At 72.3% G+C, this 17960-nt stretch carries 16 protein-coding genes; 11 read left to right on the forward strand and 5 right to left on the reverse strand.

Going from position 1 to position 17960, the window contains the following annotated elements; all coding sequences use genetic code 11:
* Positions 1 to 21 precede the first annotated feature (21 nt).
* The 3 genes from C6W10_RS16380 to C6W10_RS16390 are packed head-to-tail and all read right to left on the reverse strand — an operon-like array spanning position 22 to position 3576.
* The gene (locus C6W10_RS16380) at positions 22 to 1662 is read right to left on the reverse strand and encodes an extracellular solute-binding protein (RefSeq protein ID WP_159104606.1); all 1641 of its coding nucleotides are present in this window, start codon (positions 1660 to 1662) and stop codon (positions 22 to 24) included.
* 28 nt (positions 1663 to 1690) lie between these two features.
* Entirely contained in the window at positions 1691 to 2590 is a 900-nt protein-coding gene (locus C6W10_RS16385; RefSeq protein ID WP_107258827.1) for a carbohydrate ABC transporter permease, read from the reverse strand.
* The gene (locus C6W10_RS16390) at positions 2587 to 3576 is read right to left on the reverse strand and encodes a sugar ABC transporter permease (RefSeq protein ID WP_234361790.1); all 990 of its coding nucleotides are present in this window, start codon (positions 3574 to 3576) and stop codon (positions 2587 to 2589) included. Before C6W10_RS16390 ends, C6W10_RS16385 begins: the two co-directional genes overlap by 4 nt.
* A 163-nt stretch (positions 3577 to 3739) precedes the next feature.
* Between C6W10_RS16390 and C6W10_RS16395 the strand changes: the two genes are divergently transcribed.
* Positions 3740 to 4747, forward strand: coding sequence for a hydroxyacid dehydrogenase (locus C6W10_RS16395; RefSeq protein ID WP_234361791.1), 1008 nt, complete (start codon positions 3740 to 3742; stop codon positions 4745 to 4747).
* An 84-nt stretch (positions 4748 to 4831) separates the two neighbouring features.
* Here C6W10_RS16395 and C6W10_RS16400 read toward each other — a convergent pair whose 3' ends face one another.
* Positions 4832 to 5347, reverse strand: a complete 516-nt coding sequence (locus tag C6W10_RS16400; protein WP_107263993.1) for a MarR family winged helix-turn-helix transcriptional regulator — start codon at positions 5345 to 5347, stop codon at positions 4832 to 4834.
* A 293-nt stretch (positions 5348 to 5640) separates the two neighbouring features.
* Between C6W10_RS16400 and C6W10_RS16405 the strand changes: the two genes are divergently transcribed.
* The 10 genes from C6W10_RS16405 to C6W10_RS16450 all read left to right on the forward strand — a co-directional run bounded on the left by C6W10_RS16405 (position 5641) and on the right by C6W10_RS16450 (position 17055).
* A complete protein-coding gene (locus C6W10_RS16405) occupies positions 5641 to 7761 on the forward strand; it encodes an acetate--CoA ligase family protein (protein ID WP_107258828.1) in 2121 nt (706 codons plus the stop codon).
* A complete protein-coding gene (locus tag C6W10_RS16410; protein ID WP_107258829.1) occupies positions 7758 to 8588 on the forward strand; it encodes a citryl-CoA lyase in 831 nt (276 codons plus the stop codon). Before C6W10_RS16405 ends, C6W10_RS16410 begins: the two co-directional genes overlap by 4 nt.
* Positions 8581 to 9546, forward strand: coding sequence for a MaoC family dehydratase N-terminal domain-containing protein (locus tag C6W10_RS16415; protein WP_107258830.1), 966 nt, complete (start codon positions 8581 to 8583; stop codon positions 9544 to 9546). The genes C6W10_RS16410 and C6W10_RS16415 overlap by 8 nt, the downstream gene beginning before the upstream one ends.
* Positions 9547 to 9551: 5 nt before the next feature.
* Positions 9552 to 11033, forward strand: a complete 1482-nt coding sequence (locus C6W10_RS16420) for an NAD-dependent succinate-semialdehyde dehydrogenase (protein WP_234361793.1) — start codon at positions 9552 to 9554, stop codon at positions 11031 to 11033.
* Between the two features lie 132 nt (positions 11034 to 11165).
* Positions 11166 to 12335 carry an ABC transporter substrate-binding protein gene (locus C6W10_RS16425; RefSeq protein ID WP_107258831.1) on the forward strand — a complete coding sequence of 390 codons (1170 nt, stop codon included), beginning with the start codon at positions 11166 to 11168 and terminating at the stop codon, positions 12333 to 12335.
* A gap of 11 nt (positions 12336 to 12346) precedes the next feature.
* Positions 12347 to 13231: a branched-chain amino acid ABC transporter permease gene (locus C6W10_RS16430; protein WP_107258832.1), complete on the forward strand. Its 885-nt coding sequence runs from the start codon at positions 12347 to 12349 to the stop codon at positions 13229 to 13231.
* Positions 13231 to 14205 (forward strand): branched-chain amino acid ABC transporter permease, encoded by a 975-nt coding sequence (locus C6W10_RS16435; RefSeq protein WP_107258833.1) that lies wholly within the window; start codon positions 13231 to 13233, stop codon positions 14203 to 14205. Before C6W10_RS16430 ends, C6W10_RS16435 begins: the two co-directional genes overlap by 1 nt.
* The gene (locus C6W10_RS16440) at positions 14202 to 14984 is read left to right on the forward strand and encodes an ABC transporter ATP-binding protein (RefSeq protein ID WP_107258834.1); all 783 of its coding nucleotides are present in this window, start codon (positions 14202 to 14204) and stop codon (positions 14982 to 14984) included. Before C6W10_RS16435 ends, C6W10_RS16440 begins: the two co-directional genes overlap by 4 nt.
* Positions 14981 to 15820 carry an ABC transporter ATP-binding protein gene (locus C6W10_RS16445; RefSeq protein ID WP_107258835.1) on the forward strand — a complete coding sequence of 280 codons (840 nt, stop codon included), beginning with the start codon at positions 14981 to 14983 and terminating at the stop codon, positions 15818 to 15820. Before C6W10_RS16440 ends, C6W10_RS16445 begins: the two co-directional genes overlap by 4 nt.
* Positions 15820 to 17055: an iron-containing alcohol dehydrogenase family protein gene (locus C6W10_RS16450; RefSeq protein WP_107258836.1), complete on the forward strand. Its 1236-nt coding sequence runs from the start codon at positions 15820 to 15822 to the stop codon at positions 17053 to 17055. Before C6W10_RS16445 ends, C6W10_RS16450 begins: the two co-directional genes overlap by 1 nt.
* Positions 17056 to 17132: 77 nt before the next feature.
* Here C6W10_RS16450 and C6W10_RS16455 read toward each other — a convergent pair whose 3' ends face one another.
* Positions 17133 to 17873 (reverse strand): polysaccharide deacetylase family protein, encoded by a 741-nt coding sequence (locus C6W10_RS16455; protein WP_107258837.1) that lies wholly within the window; start codon positions 17871 to 17873, stop codon positions 17133 to 17135.
* Positions 17874 to 17960: the final 87 nt, after the last annotated feature.

Genomic DNA, 17960 nt, shown 5'->3' on the forward strand with positions numbered 1-17960 from the left:
CCCCGGTGAGGACGCCGGTCGTCACTTCGCCGCCGCGTACTCGACGGCGAGTTCCTCGGCGACCCGGTCGCCGCCGGCCTGGCGCCACTGGCTGACCGCGTCCTTCCAGGAGGAGACCGCCCGGCGGCCGAACACGATCGCCGAGACCGCGTCACCGGCGATCCGGCTCAGCTCGGCGCCCTTGCTGCTCACGGTCGCCGAGCGCAGCCCCACCTCCGGGTTGGCGACGCTCTTCGGCAGGACCGCCTTCTCCCACTCGTGGGCGGCCCGGGCCGCCTCGGGAAAGCCGGGGAGATACAGCACGGAGGGCGCGACCCCGAGGTACTTGACCGGCAGGTTGGTGTTGTTCTCCACCTTGTACAGCTCGGTCGTCCTGATCCCGTCGGCGTCCTTGGTGTGGTGGACGCCCTCGACGCCGTAGTTCGCCAGCTCGAATTCGGCGGTGCCGAACGGGGCGCTGAGGTAGTCGCTGATCCGCAGCAGCATCCTGACCCGGTCGGTGCTCGCCTTCTTGAAGGTGACGTAGCCGAAGAGGCTGTTGCCGCGCCACGGCGTCGGATTCGGCCCGTACGGCCGACCGAGGTCGAACTCGAACCGACGGTCGATCTTGGAGATGTTCGACAGCGCCACGGTGCCGAACCCGTCGGTGATCGACACCACCGTGCCGTTGTACCAGAACGTCTGGAGGTCGGTGGCGCTCAGCGTGAGGGTGTCCGGGTGGTACGCGCCGGCCTCGGCGAGGCGCCGCATGACGCCCAGCGCCTCCTCGAACTGCGGGGTGGTCAGGGTACTGACGAACTTCCCGTCCTCCACCCGCCAACCGTTCGGCGCGCCCATCGACCCGGCGTGGTAGGTGACCGCGCCGAGGCCGCCGAAGAGCGACTTGGAGCCGGCGATGCCCCACCGCCGGCCGCCGGTGACCTTCCTCGTCCCGGCGACGTACCCCTCGACGTCCCAGTCCTTCGGCACGCCCGCCTGGTTCAGCGCGGTGCGGTTGACGAAGAGGCTGTTGCCGGGGACGGGCCGTTCCAGCGGGACGCCGTAGATCCGGCCGTTGATCCGGCCCATGCCCTGCCAGGTGCGGGTCGGGATGTTGGCCAGGTTGGGGTAGTCCCGGACCGCGTCGCCGCCGACCAGGTCGGAGAGGTCGGCGCAGCGGGCCTGGACGAACTCCGCGGCGCGGGGCAGGGCGAGGTTGGTGAACATGATGATGTCCGGCAGGTCGTCGCCGGAGGCCATCAGGGTGGCCATCTTCTGGCCGTACTCGGCGTCGGGTACGACCACGACCCTGAGGTTGACGTTGAGCGCCTTGTTGATCGCCTGCCAGTACCTGTTCGCCTCCACCGGCCTGGGCGGTGCGCCGTACGTGATGACCATCGCGGTGACGTCGGAGCCGTCCCCGACGGTGTCGGCGACCGACCGGACCACCTGCTTCGGGTAGCTCAGGTAGAGCGGCTGCACTCCGGTCTCGTCGCCGGGCGCGTCCGGTGGCGGGCCGGCGAACGGCAGGTAGGTGGGCCAGGGCACGAGGTCCTTGCCGGCGTTGCCGACGTCGCCGCCGGAACCGTCGCCGCAGCCGGCGAGCAGCGGTCCGGCGGTGCCGGCGAGCGCGCCGACGCCGGCCAGCTTCAGCACCGACCGCCGGGTAGCGTGCAGAGTCATCGCATCCGTCCTCTCGGGAGGGTGGAGATCAGGCCTTGAGGGCTCCGGTGAGTACGCCCTTGACGAAGTAGCGCTGGAGGAACGGGTAGACGCAGACGATCGGCGCGGTGGCGAGCACGACCACGGCCATCTGGGTCGACTGGGGCGCGGCGACGGCGGAGGCCTCACCGGTGATGTCGGCCCCGCTGGTGACGTACTGCCGCAGGACCGTGCCGATCGGCCACCTCGACTGGTCGTTGAAGTAGATGATGGCCTCGAAGAAGCGGTTCCAGTAGGCGACCGCGTAGAAGAGCCCGACGACCGCGAGTACCGCCTTGGACAGGGGTAGCACCACCCGCCACAGCACCGCCCAGTCGCCGGCACCGTCGATCCGGGCCGCCTCCAGCAGCTCGGCCGGGATCGACTGGAAGAAGCCCCGCATCACCACGAGGTTGAAGACGTTCACCAGGAACGGCAGGACCAGCGCCGCGTACTGGTCGAACAGCCCGGTGCTGCGCACCACCAGGAACAGCGGGATCATCCCGGGCGGGAAGAGGAACGTGAAGAGCACCAGCAGCAGTACCGGCCGCCCGCCGTAGCGGCCGGGGCGGCTCAGCGCGTAGGCGAGGGCGACCGTGCAGGCCAGGCTCAGTGCCGTGCCGACCACGGTGACGCCCGCGCTGACCAGCAGCGCCCGCGTCACGATGCCGCCGTCGAGAATCTCCGCGTACGCCTCGAAGCTGACCCGCCGTGGCCAGACCACCCAGCCGCCGTTCGCGATCACGTCCTGCGGCTCGGCCAGGCTGGTCGCCACCACCGTCCACATCGGAAAGAGAACGAGCAGCACGACGACGGCCAGCGCGACCGCCTTGGCGATCCGGATCCCCGGACCCGGCCTGCCCTGCCAGGCGGGGTAGCTCGCCCGGCTCTGCCGGACCACGGCTCTCATCGGTGGTACACCCCCTGCTCGCCGAGCCGGTGCGCGACCTTGTTCGCGGTGTAGACCAGGGCCACCCCGATGACCCCCTTGAACAGGCCGGCGGCGGCCGCGTACCCGAACTCGCCGTTGGCGAAGCCGGTGAAGTAGACGAAGGTGTCGAGCACCTCGCCGGCCTCCGGGCCGACCGCCTGGCGCTGTAGGAAGAACTGCTCGAAGCCGACGTCGAGGAACTCGCCGAGCCGCAGCACCAGCAGCAGCACCAGTACCGGGCGGATGCCGGGCAGCGTCACGTGCCACAGTCGCCGCCACCAGCCGGCACCGTCCAGCGCCGACGCCTCGTACTGCTGCTCGTCCACCTGGGAGAGTGCGGCCAGGAAGATGATCGTGGCCCAGCCGCACTCCTTCCAGATCAGCTGCGCGACGACCAGCGGCCGGTAGGTGTCGGGGTTGCCCATCACGTGTACCGAGCCGAGGCCGAGTTCGCCCAACCAGCCGTTTAGCACGCCCGCGCCGCCGAGCATGTGTTGGAAGAGGGCCAGGACGATCACCCAGGAGAGGAAGTGCGGCAGGTAGACGACGCTCTGCACGAACCGCTTGACGGTGCTGCCCACCAGGCTGTGCAGCAGCAGCGCCAGGGCGAGCGGGGCGGGGAAGAAGAAGACGAGCTGGAGCGCGGCGATCACCAGCGTGTTGCGTACCGCGTTCCAGAACTCGGGGTCGCCGAACATCTGCCGGAAGTTGTCCGGCCCGACCCACTCGCTGCCGGCCAGTCCCAGGAACGGCACGTAGTCGACGAAGGCGAGCGTGTTGCCGAAGAGCGCGCCGTAGTGGAAGACCAGGAAGTAGGCCACCCCCGGCGCCATGAGCAGCAGGAGGACCAGATCGCGCCGGATCCGCTGGCGGTGGCCGAGCCGGCGCCGGGGGCCGGTGGCGGCGGCGGTGGAGCGCCCGGAATCCCGGATCTCCGACGGCCGCCTGGTATCGGTGGCACTCACCCGGCGGCCTCCCATCATCACGATCGTCATGTGACCGAAACAAGGTGGCACGAAGATAAAGCGTTTACCTAGGCGAGTCAACCCATAGACCTCTTGCCCTCTGTCTGCCTAGGCTCCTGCTTAGGTAACCGTTTACACAACAGCCAGCTCAGGAGACCGATCCGTGCCGGACCGCCCCGCCGCCGCCCTCGCCATGCAGCCCTGGGCGCTGCCCGCCCTCTTCCCCACGGATCTGCTACAGCGGCTGCGGACGCTGGTCCGACTGGCGCCGGACGCGGTCCTCACCTCGTTCGACACCCCGGTGGCCCGGGCCGCGCTGGGCGAGATCGAGGTGCTGGTCACCGCCTGGGGCTGCCCGCCGATCGACGAGCGGGTGCTCGCGGCCACCCCCCGGCTGCGCGCCGTGGTGCACGCCGCCGGCTCGGTGAAGAGACACGTCACCCCGGCCGTCTTCGAGCGCGGCATCGCCGTTTCCTCGGCAGCGCAGGCCAACGCCGTACCGGTCGCCGAGTACACCGTGGCGGCCGTCGTCTTCGCCGGCAAGCGGGCGCTCGTCCGGGCCCACTGGTACGCCCACGACCGGACCGGCGGCGATTGGCGCTCCGGCACCGGCACCGGCCTGTACGGCCGAACGGTCGGGGTGATCGGGGCGTCCCGGATCGGCCGGCTCGTCCTGGAGCGCCTGCGCGCCTTCGACGTCCAGCCGCTGCTCGCCGACCCGTACCTGAGCACGGCCGAGGCGCGACAGCTCGGCGCCGAACTCGTCGACGCCGACGAACTCTGCCGCCGCAGCGACGTGGTCAGCATCCACGCGCCCGAGCTGCCGGAGACCCGCCACCTGCTCGACTCCCGGCGACTGGCCCTGCTGCCGGACGGCGCGACGGTGGTCAACACCGCCCGGGGCTCGCTTGTGGACACCGCCGCCCTCACCGAGCACTGCCGTAGCGGCCGGATCGACGCCGTGCTCGACGTCACCGAACCGGAGCCGCTGCCGGCGGACCACCCGCTGCTGCGGCTGCCGAACGTCCTGGTCACGCCCCACCTGGCCGGCTCGCAGGGGCACGAGCTGAGGCGGCTCGGCGAACACGCGGTGGCCGAGGTGGCCCGGCTGGCCAACGGTCAACCGCTGGCGGGCCGGGTACGCGGTCGCGACCTGGACCGGATCGCCTGAGCTATGCCTGCCGACCGTTCCCGGTCCGCCCCGGCCGGCTCGCGCGTCCTCTCCGGGACCTGGCGGCCGGGGTGACCGAGGGGATCACCGCCCGATTTCCGTGGTCGGGCCGCCGTCGCAGTTCGGCCCGGCCCGCTCCATGCCGATGGCGAGGGTCGCGAGCTTCTCCAGCGCGCTGTTGAGATGGACGATCTCCTCCTCGGTGAGGGCGGAGAGGAACGCGGTGTTCCGGGCCCGCGCCGCCGCGATCAGACCCCGGTAGGTGCGCAGGCCGGCCGGCGTCAGGGAGAGGGGTGAACTGTTGCCGGGGCCGCTGGAACGGACGACGAAACCGCGGTCGGCGAGTTTGGTGACGATGCGGCTCATTTGAGCGGGGTCGATGCCGGCGAGTCGGGCAATGCGATTCGTGGTGCTCGCCACTCCGCCTCCGAGCAGCGCCAACGCTCGCCATTCACCGAGGCTGACATCGAATTCCCGGCGGAAGAGCAGGGCCGCACTGCGCTCGAATGCGTTGACCACCCGGTGCAGCCGAAATGAGAGCAGCTCGGTAATCACCAGATCCGGCGCCAGGGTCTCCCCGCCTGCGGTCGCGTCCACCATGCGGGCAAGTTTGCCACGCCGGATCCGGACCGCTCCGAGCCGGCCGTGCCGGGCGGTGCCGGTCACGGCCGGGCGTCCGGTCGATCTTCGCGGGCCCGGCGCGCGCAGCCGTGTCGATGTCCGGGAATCGGGCGTGGTCCGTGCCGTCGCCGCAGGCCGTCCCGCCGACGAACGACCTGGCGCGAGACTGTTGACATTCACAACACCCGGTGCACATACTCTGCGATCATCACCACCGGCCCTGGCCCCGTTCGTCCTGGCTGCGGGCGGTCGGCCCCTGGAACGGAGAATCCATGCAGACTCCGCGGTACGAGTCGATCCGCTACCTGTTGCGGCCGTCGAGCATCGCTGTCGTCGGCGCGTCCGACCGGCCCGACCGGATCGGCGGCCGCCCGCTGCGCATCCTCGCCGACCGTGGCTACCGAGGGTCGGTCTACCCGGTCAACCCCAAGTACGAGTCGGTGCAGGGCCTCCGCTGCTATCCCGACATCGCCGCACTGCCGGCGGATGTCGAGCTGTTCGTCATCTGCATTCCGGCGGAGGCGGCGGTCGCCGCGCTGGAACAGGCGGCCGAGCGCGGGGCGCGGGCGGCCGTGGTGTTCGGCGGCGGATTCGCCGAGACCGGCGCCGACGGAAAGGCGCTCCAGGATCGGCTGTCCCGCATCGCCGAATCGGCCGGAATAGCGCTCGCCGGACCGAACAGCCTCGGGCTCGCGTCGTTCGCGCACCGCTCCTTCGCGACGTTCGCGACGACCCTGGAAACCATGCCGGCGATCGAGCCGGGCGGGGTGGCGCTGGTCTCGCAGAGCGGCGGCACCGCCTTCAACCTGCTGACCGAGGCGTACTGGGCGGGCGGCCGCTTCTCACACGTCGTCGCCACCGGCAACGAGGCGGGGGTGACGTTCCCCGACTACCTGCGCTACCTCGCCACCGACCCGGCCACCTCGGCCGTGCTCGGCTACGTCGAGGGCGTCGCCGACGGCGACCAGTTGGCGGTCGCACTCGGCGAGTTGCAGTCCGCCGGCAAGCCGGTCTTCCTGCTGAAGTCCGGCGCGTCCGAGCGGGGGAGCCGGTCGGTCGCCTCGCACACCGCGCAGTTCTCCGGTGTCGACAGTGCCTTCGACGCCGTCTTCGACCGGTTCGGCGCGGTCCGGCTGGCGAGCATGGACGACGCCGTCGACGTCGCCCGCGCCCTGACCATCGAGACCCCGGTCGACGGGCTGGCGGTGGCGACCAACTCCGGCGGCGCGGCGGCGTACCTGTCGGACGCCTGCGACCGGTACGGCGTACCGCTGACCGACCTCGCCGACGAGACCATGCGGGAGCTGCGGGCGGCACTGCCGGCGTTCGCCGGACTGACGAACCCGATCGACTTCACCGCCCAGGTGATCAACGACGTCGACCTGATGGCGAACACCCTGCGGATCCTCGACCGCGACCCCTCGGTCGACACGCTGCTGGTCTTCCTCGGCAGCATGGAGTACCTCGGGGAGAAGCTGATCGACATCCTCGTCCGCACCCGTGCCGAACTGCGCAGCCCGCTGGTGCTCTCCTGGCTCGGCGTCAGTGACCGGATCCGCCTCGCGGCCGCCCAGGCCGGCCTGGTGGTCGGCGCCGACCCGGCCCGGGCACTGCGCGGGATGGGGCTCGTCCGCGCCGGTCGACACGGCCAGCGGCAGGCACCCGGCCGGTCCGGTCCGGCGACCACGGTCGACCTCGGCGGGGCGCTCCGGGACGACCTGCCGTGGCTCGGGGACGGGCAGCGGCACGGCCTCGACGAGGCGCGCACGATGGCGCTGCTGGACCGGCTGGGCGTACCCACACCGCGCCGGGTCGGGGTCGGCAGCGCGGCGGAGGCGCTCACCGCGGCCGACGAGATCGGGTACCCGTGCGTGCTCAAGCTCGTCGAGCCCTTCCTGGCGCACCGCGCCCGGCAGGGGGCGGTCGAGGTCGGGCTGGACGGCCCGGACCGGCTCGCGGCGGCGTACCAGCGGATGGCCGGGCAGTTCGGCATGACCAGGGCACTCGTCGTCGAGCAGGTACCGGCCGGGCCGGAGCTGATCGTCGGGGTGCTGCCCGACGCGACGTTCGGCAGCCGCGCCGTGCTCGGCAGCGGCGGGATCTGGGCGAACGAGATCGACGACGTACGGACCCTGGTGCCGCCGTACGACCCGGGGTACGTCGCACACGAGCTGCGGCGGCTCAAGCTCCGGGCACAGTTCGAGACGCCGACGTCGGTCGACGTGCCGGCACTGGCCGAGCAGCTCGCTGCCGTACTGGCCCGGCTCGACGCCGTCGTGCGGGACGGCACGGCGGGGATCGGCGAGATCGAGTGCAACCCGATCCGGGTGGTCGACGGCCGGATCGTGGTCCTCGACGCGCTGGCCTTCACCACCGGTGGGGCCGGCCGATGAGCGAGGCGACCTCCGAACCGGCGGTGCGCCGCCCGGACCTCGGGATCTCCACCAACGTCGGACACGCCAACGCGCAGCGGATCGAACTGCGCCGGTACGACCTGGTCGAGGAGCTGATCGGGCACACCTCGTACACCGAGACCCTGCTGCTCACCGTGACCGGCCGGCGGCCCTCGGCCGCGCAGGTCCGGGCGGTCGACGCCGTGCTGGTCAGCCTGGTCGACCACGGGATGCAGCCGAGCGCCCTGGCCGCCCGGCTGACCTACTCGGCGGCGCCGGACGCGCTCCAGGGCGCCCTGGCCGCCGGGGTGCTCGGCGCCGGCAGCTCGCTGCTCGGCTCGATGGAGCAGGCCGGCAAGCTGCTGGCGGAGATCGGTGCGCGGATACGCGCCGGCACCGGCCTCCGGGTCGCGGCCGAGCACGCGGTCGGCCGGATCCTCGACGACGGCCGCCGGATACCCGGCTTCGGGCACGGACTGCACCGGACCGGTGATCCCCGGGCGATCCGGCTGCTCCAGGTCGCGTCCGAGCTGGACGTGGCGACCGAGGAGACCGGCTGGCTCGCCGAGGTCGGCGCCGCGATCGAGGAGCGCAGCGGCCGGCGGCTCGTGGTGAACGCCACCGGAGCGGCGGCGGCGATCCTGCTCGGTGCCGGCGTCCCCTGGCACCTGCACCGGGGGATGGCGATCGTCAGCCGTACCGCCGGACTGCTCGCACACATCAACGAGGAACTCGACCAGCCGATCGCCCCCCGGGTACGCAGCGCGCTGCGCGAGGCGAGCTGGCTGGACGAGGAGCGCGACCCGGCGGGAGGCCCCGATGCGTGATCCGTCGACGATCGTCGGCAACAGCACCGGCTGGGCGCCGTTCGTCTGCGAGCGCTGGCGGGCCGAGCGGGTCCGGCAGGTCTCCGGGCTCGCCCAGCACCCCTATCTGCCGGCCGACGGCCAGGCCGAACTGGTGCCACCGTCCTTCCTGAGCGCGCAGTACGTGGACGCCTTCGCCCTGGGCGTCCCCGACGCGCCGGCCCGGCTCAACGGCGGCAACGCGTGCCGGTGGCTGGCGGACGTCCGGGTCGGCGACGCGCTCGTCCGGAACTCCACGGTGATCGACGCCGAGGTCAAGAACGGCCGGACCGGCCGGCTGGAAATCTACACCATCGAGACGGTGTACCGCCGGGCCGACACCCCGGTCGAGGTGGCGAGGCTGCGGTACACCGCGATCCGGCGGTACCCGGAGTCGTCGGCAGTACCGCCGGCACCGTCGACGGCGGCCGGAGCGCGGCCCGCCGCAGCCGGTCGGCCGACCGGGGCGGAACTGCCCGGGGACGCGGTCCGGGTCTTCTCCGCCACCGTCTCCAGTCGGGACGTCGTCCAGTACGCGGTCGCCACCGACGACCTCTACGAGGCGCACTACGACGAGTCCTACGCGCGGGCCAGCGGCCTGCCCGGAACCATCGTGCACGGCCTGCTGAAGCTGGCCTGGCTGGCCCGGGGCGCGCTGGAGTACGGCGGCACCGGCAGCGTGCTGCGGGAGCTGTCGGCGTCGTACCGGGGGATGGACCTGGTCGGCGCGGACTTCACGGTCTGGGTCGAGCCCGACCCGGCCGGCGGCGACGGCGGGACGAGACTCCGGCTCTACGGCCAGTCCCAGGGCGGTCCCGTCTCCACCGTCGGCACCGCCCTGCTCGAACCGGCGCCGGCCGCGTCGGCATCCACCGCGCTCCGGCCGGACCCGGACCGCGCGGTTACGCAGACCCGATCCCCAACCCAGGAAGAGGAGTGAGTGTCGTGGCTCAGCCCGTCACCGCGGAATTCGACGCCGGCCTGCTGCCCGGCGAGCCCGGTCGGACCCTGCTCATCGCCGGGAAGTGGACGACCGCCGAGACCACCTTCGACGTACTCGACCCGGCGACGCTCGACGTCGTCGGACGCGCCGCCGACGCCGGGGAGGCGGAGGCCCGCGCCGCGGTCGAGGCGGCGGTGGCCGCCTACGACGGCTGGCGTACCGAGGCGGCCGAGGCCCGGGCCGGCCGGCTGCGCGCCGCCGTGCAGGCGATCCGCGCCCACGCCGAGGGACTCGCCCGGCTGCTCTCGGTCGAAAACGGCAAGCCGTACGCCGAGGCGCACGGCGAGATCCTCCGGGGCGCCGCCATGCTGGAGTGGGGGGTCGAGGAGGGGCGCCGGGCGTACGGCCGGATCACCCCCTCGTCGGCGAACGGCCGCGGCGTCGTCCTCACCGCCCCGGTCGGTCCGGCGCTACTTGTCACGCCCTGGAACTTCCCGGCGAGCATGCTGATGCGCAAGATCGGTCTGTCGCTCTCGGTCGGCTCGCCGGTGGTCGCCAAGCCGGCCGAGCAGACCCCGCTGATCGCGGTCGCGGTGACCAGGCTGATCAACGAGCAGCTTCCGCCGGGCGTGATCAACGTCCTCACCACCTCGCGGCCGGCCGAGGTCGTCAACGCGGTCATGGACGATCCCCGGATCCGCAAGGTGAGCTTCACCGGCTCCACCGAGGTCGGGCTGAGCCTGGCCCGCCGGCCGGGTGCCGTGCTGCGGCGCGTCTCGCTGGAGATGGGCGGCCACTCGCCGGCCATCGTCTTCCCGGACGCGGAGCTGGACAGCACGGTCGACAACCTGATGTTCGCGAAGTTCCCCAACGCCGGCCAGAGCTGCATCTCGATCAATCGGCTCTTCGTGCACCGGTCCCTGCTGGCCGACCTGACCGGCCGGCTCGCCGAGCGGATCGCCGCGCTGCGCCTCGGGCGCGGGCTCGACGCCGGGGTGACGACCGGTCCGCTGATCGACTTCGCCGGCCTGGCCAAGGTCGAGCGGCACGTCGAGGACGCGGTCGCGAAGGGGGCCACCGTGCTGGCCGGCGGCGGGCGCTGGACGCCGGACGACCCTCGGCTCAAGGGCGCCTTCCACCAGCCGACCCTGCTGACCGACGTGCACGAGGGGATGCAGATCGCCCACGAGGAGACCTTCGGGCCGGTGCTCCCGGTCTATCCGTTCGACGACGGCGACGACGTGGTCGCCCGGGCCAACGACACGACGTACGGGCTGGCCGCCTACGTGTTCGGCGCGGACTTCAACCGGCTCTGGGACGCGATGGAGCGGCTGGAGTTCGGCGTCATCGGGGTCAACGACGCCATGCCCAACCGGCCGGAGCTGCCCTTCGGCGGCTTCAAGAACAGCGGCCAGGGCCGGGAGGGCGGCACCGAGGGGATCGAGGACTACGTCGAGACGAAGGCCATCGCGATCAGGCGATGACCGCGTCCGGCTCCTGGGGATGAGCGCCGGCACCGCCCGGCGGTGCCACACCGAATTGCGACGTTCCACCACCCCGCCCGGCTCGGGCGCAGAGGCCAGCCGCCACACCGGCCGGCCGGAATAGGAGACCTGATGTTCCACCGCAGGCGACCCCCACGATGGATATCCGCGAGCACCCGCACCACCCTGGCCGTTGTCCTCGCCGCCGGGGCCCTCTCGGCCTGCTCACTCGACTCCGGCAGCGTCACCGCCGCCGGTGAGGAGTCGGCCTCCGGCGAGGTACTGGTCGGCGTCGCGCTGCCGTTCTCCGGCGCGGTGTCCCGGACCGGGAACCTGTACCGCAAGGGCATCGAGCTGCGCCTGAAGCAGGCCGAGGAGTCCGGCGAACTCGGCGACATCTCCGTCAAGGTCGACTTCCAGGACGACGCTAACAACCCCAGCGAGGCGGTACCGCTGGTGACCCGGTTCGCCCAGGCCGGCGCGGTCGCCATGTTCGGGGCGCACTCGTCGCCGGTCGCGCTCGCCCAGGCGAACGCCGTCGAGGCGGCCGGGCTGCCCGAGTTCGTCTTCGGCGCCAGCAACTCGATCAAGAACCCGTTCCAGTACCAGGTGAACGCCCGGGACTCGGAGCAGATCAGGAACGTCATCAACTTCGCCGCCCGGAACAACTTCCGCCGGGTCGGCATCTTCACCGACACCGGCGCGTACGGCACCTCGGCGAAGCAGCAGCTCGACGCCATTCTCGGCGCGTCCGACCTGGAGATCGTCGGGTCCGAGACGTTCGAGCCGACCGCCTCGAACCTCGCACCGCAACTCGTCTCGCTGCGGCGCAAGAATCCCGACTTCGTGGCGATGTTCAGCTTCGGCACCCCGTACGCGGCGGTGGTGAAGGGCAAGGCGGAGATCGGCTGGAACGTGCCGATCGTCGGCAACGTGGCCGCCGGTGACATCGCGGTCGGCGAGATCGCCGGCAAGGACGCCGACGGCCTCTACTTCATGACGCCGCTGGGCGACGAGTCCGAGGCCAGCCGGGCCCTCGCCGAGTCCTGGGCGAAGGCGTACCCGGACGACCCGCTGACCTTCGAGGGCGCGACCGCGTACGACGCGATGACGGTGCTGATCCGGGCGTTCAAGCAGGGCGGCACCAGCCGGCAGGCGGTGCAGGAGTGGCTGTCGAAGGCGACCGCGATCGAGGGTCTGGCCTGCGGCAGGTCGCCGTGGAACCTGACCGAGCGGGCACCGATCAAGGCTGACGACCTCGCGTTCCGGCTCTGGAAGACAGGAGAGACGGTCGCTGTCTGACCGCACCGGAGATGACTGAGCTACTTTATTTCACGATCATCGGGCTCTGCATCGGCTGCGGCTACGCGCTGGTGGCACTCGGCATCTCGACGCTGTTCAACGGCACCGGCGTGCTGAACTTCGCCCAGGGTGACATCGTCATGCTCGCCGCGCTCTTCGTCGCCGTCCGCACCACCGCCGGTGGGGGATACCTGAGCGGCTTCCTGGAGGCGGTCGCGGTGGTGCTGGTCGCCAGCGTGCTGCTGGGGCTGCTCTTCGTCCGGCCGGCGATGGCCCGGCGTCGGGACATCGACCTGATCATCGTCGGCACGATCGGCGTCTCGACGGTACTGGCGAACCTCGCGAACAACGTGCTCGGCTCCGAGACGTACCGGCTGGCGAGCCCGGTCACCGCCCAGGCGGTCAGGCTGGAGTCGTTCAGCATCTCGTTCGACTACTTCGCGATCCTGCTCGCCGCCGGGCTGCTGATGGCCGCCTTCTTCGTCTTCTACCGGAAGACCGACATCGGGTTGCAGATGCGCGCGATGTCGGCCGACGTGGACGCCGCGCGGCTGTCGGGGGTGCAGGTCGCCCGCCTGACGGTGGTCGGCTGGGTCTTCGCCGGCATCGTCGGGGTGTTCGCGGGCGTACTGCTGGGCACCGTGCTGCTGGTCAGCGCCAGCATGGGTGTGGCGCTGACGATCAGCGGCTTCGCCGCCGCGATGATCGGTGGGCTCCGGCACCCGTACGGCGCCGTCGTGGGTGGCGTGATCATCGGCCTCGCCGAGAACTACGCGGCGGGATATCTCAACACCGCCGCCCGGCAGGCGATCGCGCCGCTGATCATCATGGCCGTGCTGCTGGTGCTGCCGCAGGGCATCCTGGCCGGCCGGGGCGTCAAGGCGAGGGTGGTCTGATGGCGGCGGCACGCGGTGCGGCACGGGCGACCCGGCAGGGCGTGCACCTCGGCGAGGCGGCGGCGATCGCGGCCGGTGCGGTCGCGCTCGCGGCGGTGCTGGGCCCGCACGAGGCCCAGATCGCGGCGATGACCGCGATCTTCGCCCTGGCCGGCGTCGGGTTGAACATCCTCGTCGGGTACACCGGACTGGTCTCGCTCGGCCACGTCGTCTTCTTCGCCATCGGCGCGTACGGCTGGGCGAGGCTGACCGAGTCCGGTTCGCCGGCGCTGGCGGTGCTGGTCCCGATCCTCGTCTCGCTGGTGGTGGCGGCGCTGATCGTGCTGGTCACGTTGCGGGTCGTCGGCTACTACTTCGGCATCACGACCCTGGCCATCGGCCTGCTGTCGGTCGTCGTGGTGCAGAACGCGACCCCGCTCACCGGCGGGTACGCCGGGATCAGCGGCATCCAGCAGATCGCCGTACCGGGATTCGCCGGTCCGGGGCAGGTACTGGTGATGTCCGGCCTGGTGCTCGCCGTCGCGTACTACCTACAGAGCAGCCTGCGGGAGTCACCGCTCGGGGCCGCGATGCTGGCCACCCGGTTCGACGTACCCGCGTCCCAGTCGCTCGGCCTCTCGGTGGCCTGGATACGACTCCTCGCCTTCATGATCAGCTCGGTGCCGGTCACCATCGCGGGCGCGTTCCTCGCCCAGCTCGTGCACTACATCGGGCCGGACCAGATGTCGCTGGAGACCTCCATCCGGCTGATCGCGATCGCCATCATCGGCGGCCGGGGCTGGCGCTGGGCGCCGGTGCTCGGTGCGGTGGTCGTGGTGACCCTGCCCGAGCTGCTCCGGCCGCTGGCCGAATACCGGCTGGTCTTCTACGGCGTCGCGCTCGCCTTCGTGGCACTGTTCATGCCGCGCGGGCTCAGCCAGCTCGTGACCTGGGTCGGCGGGCGGATCCACGCGCTGAGAGGAAGCACCGGATGAACACCGTTCGACTCTCCGTACGCGAGATGACCGTGCGGTTCGGCGGCGTCGTCGCGGTCGCGCGGCTCAGCCTCGACGTCACCGGCGGCGAGATCCTGGCCCTGATCGGGCCGAACGGCGCCGGGAAGAGCACCGCGATCAACGGCCTCTCCGGGTTCGTGCCGGTCACGGTGGCGGCGCTCTCCGTCCGGTACGGCGACGACGTCGTCGACCTGACCCGACTGTCGCCGCCGCAGCGCAGCCGGCTCGGCATCGTGCGTACCTTCCAGACGCCTCGGCTGATCCCGGAGCTGACGGTCTGGCAGAACGTCGCGATGGGCTCGGTCGCCGGCGACGTGCGCCGCCGCTGGTTCGAGCTGCTCGGCGGGCCGGGGCTGTCCCGGGGCGCCCGGGAGCGGCGCGACCGGGCGGTCACCGCACTCGCGGCGCTCGGGCTCGACCGGCTCGCCCAGGACAGTCCGGGCGAACTCAGCCTCGGCGAGCAGCGCCTCGTCGAGATCGCCCGGGCGATGGTCTCCGGCGCCCGGGTGCTGCTGCTCGACGAGCCGTTCGCCGGACTCTCCTCGGTGGAGCAGCAGCGGCTGGCGGCCGAGATCGACAAACTGAGGTCCGCCTCGGTCGCCGCGCTGCTGGTGGAGCACAACCTCGAACTGGTCCGGTCGCTGGCCGACACCGTGGTGGCGATGGACCAGGGGGCCGAGTTCGCCCGTGGGGACGCGGCCACGGTCCTGGACTCGCACGAGGTCCGCGAACGGTACCTGGGTGAGGTGGCGCGATGAGTGACGATCCGACCCGGCAACCGGCGGCGCTGGAGCTGACCGGCTTCTCCGCCTACCACGGCGCGGTGGCCGCCGCGAAGGACGTCTCGCTCCGGGTCGAGCGGGGCAGCGCGGTCGGGGTGCTGGGCCCGAACGGGGCCGGGAAGTCGACCCTGTTGCTGGCCGCCGCCGGTTTCGTCCGGACCACCGGCGAGGTGTCGATCGGCGGACAGGTCGCCAGCCGGCTCTCCCCGGCCCGGCGGCGCCGGCTCGGCCTGGCGATGGTGCCACAGGAGCGGGCCGCCGTCCTGGAGCTGTCGGTCGCCGAGAACCTGCGGCTATCCTGGCTCACCGGCCGGCGGGCCACCCCGTACGACCAGGCACGGGAGTCGGTGCTGGAGATCTTCCCGGTACTGGCGGACCGGCTCGGCGACCCGGCGGGCAACCTCTCCGGCGGCCAGCGCCAGATGCTCGCGGTCTCCCGAGGGCTGATGGCGACCTGCGACGTACTGCTGCTCGACGAGCCCACGGCCGGGCTGTCGCCGAAGCTCATCTCCGAGCTGGTGGCGGCGATCCGCACCCTGAACGAGCGCGGCATCACCGTCCTGCTCGTCGAACAGAACTTCTCGGTCGTCGAGCGCACCTGCTCGTACCTGCACGTGTTGAACGGCGGGCGGATCGTCTGGCACGGCCCGACCAGCGCCATCGACCGGGACAGCATCGGCGACCTGTACTCGGGAGCCCGTCGGCCGCAGCCGCCGGTTCCCTGGGCGGCGGATCCGGCGCGGGAACCCCGCGTCCGGGCGGAGGCGGACCGGGCCGTACCGGCCGGATCCGGTGAACTGGGGGAGTCCTGATGGAGACGGTGTTCCTACCGGCGAGCGGCGCGACCGCCGAGTTCGTCTCGCCGGCCACGGTGGTCAGCGGCCGGGGCAGCTCGGCCCTGGTCGCCCGGGTGCTGTCGTCCCGGCTGCACCTGCCCGACGGCGCCTCGGTGCTCGTCGCGGTCGACGACGTCGTCGCGGGCGCCGGACTACTCGGGTCGATGCTGGACGCGCTGAACGCCGGGTACCGGGTGACGGTCGTCGGCGGTTTCGGCGCCGAACCGGACGACGACCGCATCGACCGGGCGGCGGCGCGGGCCCGGGAGGTCCGCGCGGACGTCGTCGTCGCGGTCGGCGGCGGCTCCGTGCTGGACGCCGCCAAGATGGTCGCGCTGCTGTTGCGCAACGACGGCGGCGCCGCCGACTGGCTCGGCCCGGTCGCGCCGCCCGGCGGCGTCGCCCCGCTCGTCATGGTGCCGACGACCTGCGGTACGGGCTCCGAGGCGACCCGGGCCGCGATGGTGACGGTGGCCGGGGCGAAACGCATCTCGGCCACCCCCGGGTACGTCGGCACGGCCGTCGTGCTCGACCCGGCCCTGCTCGACGGGCTGCCCGGACGGATCGTCGCGATCACCGGGATGGACGCGCTGTCGCACGCGGCCGAGTCGCTGATGTCCACCGACCGCTCGCCGATGACGGTGCACCATGCCAGGGCGGCGATCGCCCTGCTGGTCGGCAACCTGGAGGCGGCCTGCCACGGTGACGTCGAGGCCCGGGCCGCCTGCCTCTGGGCGTCGCACCTGTCGGGCCAGGCGCTCAACGCGGGTGTGCTGCTGGGGCACTCGCTCGCGTACTGCGTCGCGCACGAGCGGTCCGTACCGCACGGCGTCTCGTCGGGGCTGGCGTTGCCGTACTGCATCGCGTTCAACGCCGGTGGACTGGAACCGGACTGTGCCCGTACCCTCGCCCGGGCCCTCAGCTCGGGACGCGGCGACGATTTGCTCGACGCGGCGGAGGCGGTCCGGGCCCTGCTCGGTCGGCTGGAACTGCCGGGCACCCTCGCGGAGCTGGGCATCGGCGCGGAGGCGGACGACCGGATCGCGCAGCGGTGTGCCGCGGAGTACCCGCGCGCGAACAACCCGACGCCGATGACCGTGGACGCCCTGCGGCGGCTCGTCCCGGCGATGCGTACCGGCGATCTGGGCGCGGCGTTCGCGGCGGGCTCGACCGAGACGGCGACGGCGGGGTCGCGGACGGGGCTCGGCTAGCCTCGGGCGTACGGGCCGTCGACGCCGCCGTCGGCGTACCTCGGACGTGGCGCCCGGATTCCCGGACCCGGGTCGGCCTATTCGGCCTCGCCGACGGGAGCCAGCGGGAGCGCTGCGGCAGCCGACGTGTCGAGCCAGACGCGCCAGTCCGGGGTGCCGGTGCTCAGCGCGCGTCCGAGCGACGTCGGGACCAGATCCTGCGCGCCGATCCGGGACAGGATGGCGGCGGTGACCGCGCCCCGGTCGACGGCCGGCGGGTCGAAGGGCTCGGCGCCGTCGTCCGGGAGCGCGACGGTGTCGTGCGCGAGCACGACCATGCCGGGTTCGAGGTGGTCGAGTTCCGCGAACGCCAGGTCGGGGGCGACCGTGTCCCAGTCGCGGCACTCCCGCTGCCACACCACCGGGACCAGCCCGGCATCCACGGTCGCCTGCCAGACCAGGGCGTTCTGCGCGCCGTAGGGAGGGCGGAAGAACCGGACCGGTAGCCCGGTGAGGTCCTCCAGCTCGGCGCGGGCGTCGCGGAGCAGCGCCGGCACCACCGCCGGGTCGGTGCGGGTGAGCCGACGGTGGTCGAAGCCGTGCAGCGCGACCTCGTGCCCGGCGGCGACGATCTCGGCGAGGAGCAGCCGTTCGCGGCGGACGCGGACGAGGAGGGTGAAGAAGGTCGCGTACGCGCCGGCGTGTGCGAGCTGAGCGAGAACCGGGTCGGTGTCACCGCTGCGCGGCCCGTCGTCGAAGGTCAACGCCACCGTACGCTCGCCGGTTCTGACGCCGTGCAGTGACGAACCGATCTCACCGGGTACGAGGGATCCCTCCATGGGCCCGAATTCTATCGACAGCCGTCGTCGCGGCGGGCGTTGCTCGGAGCCGGGCGGGCGGTGGGTGTGCGGTGCGGCGACGACCGG

It is taken from the genome of Plantactinospora sp. BB1 (assembly GCF_003030385.1).
Lineage (GTDB): Bacteria > Actinomycetota > Actinomycetes > Mycobacteriales > Micromonosporaceae > Plantactinospora.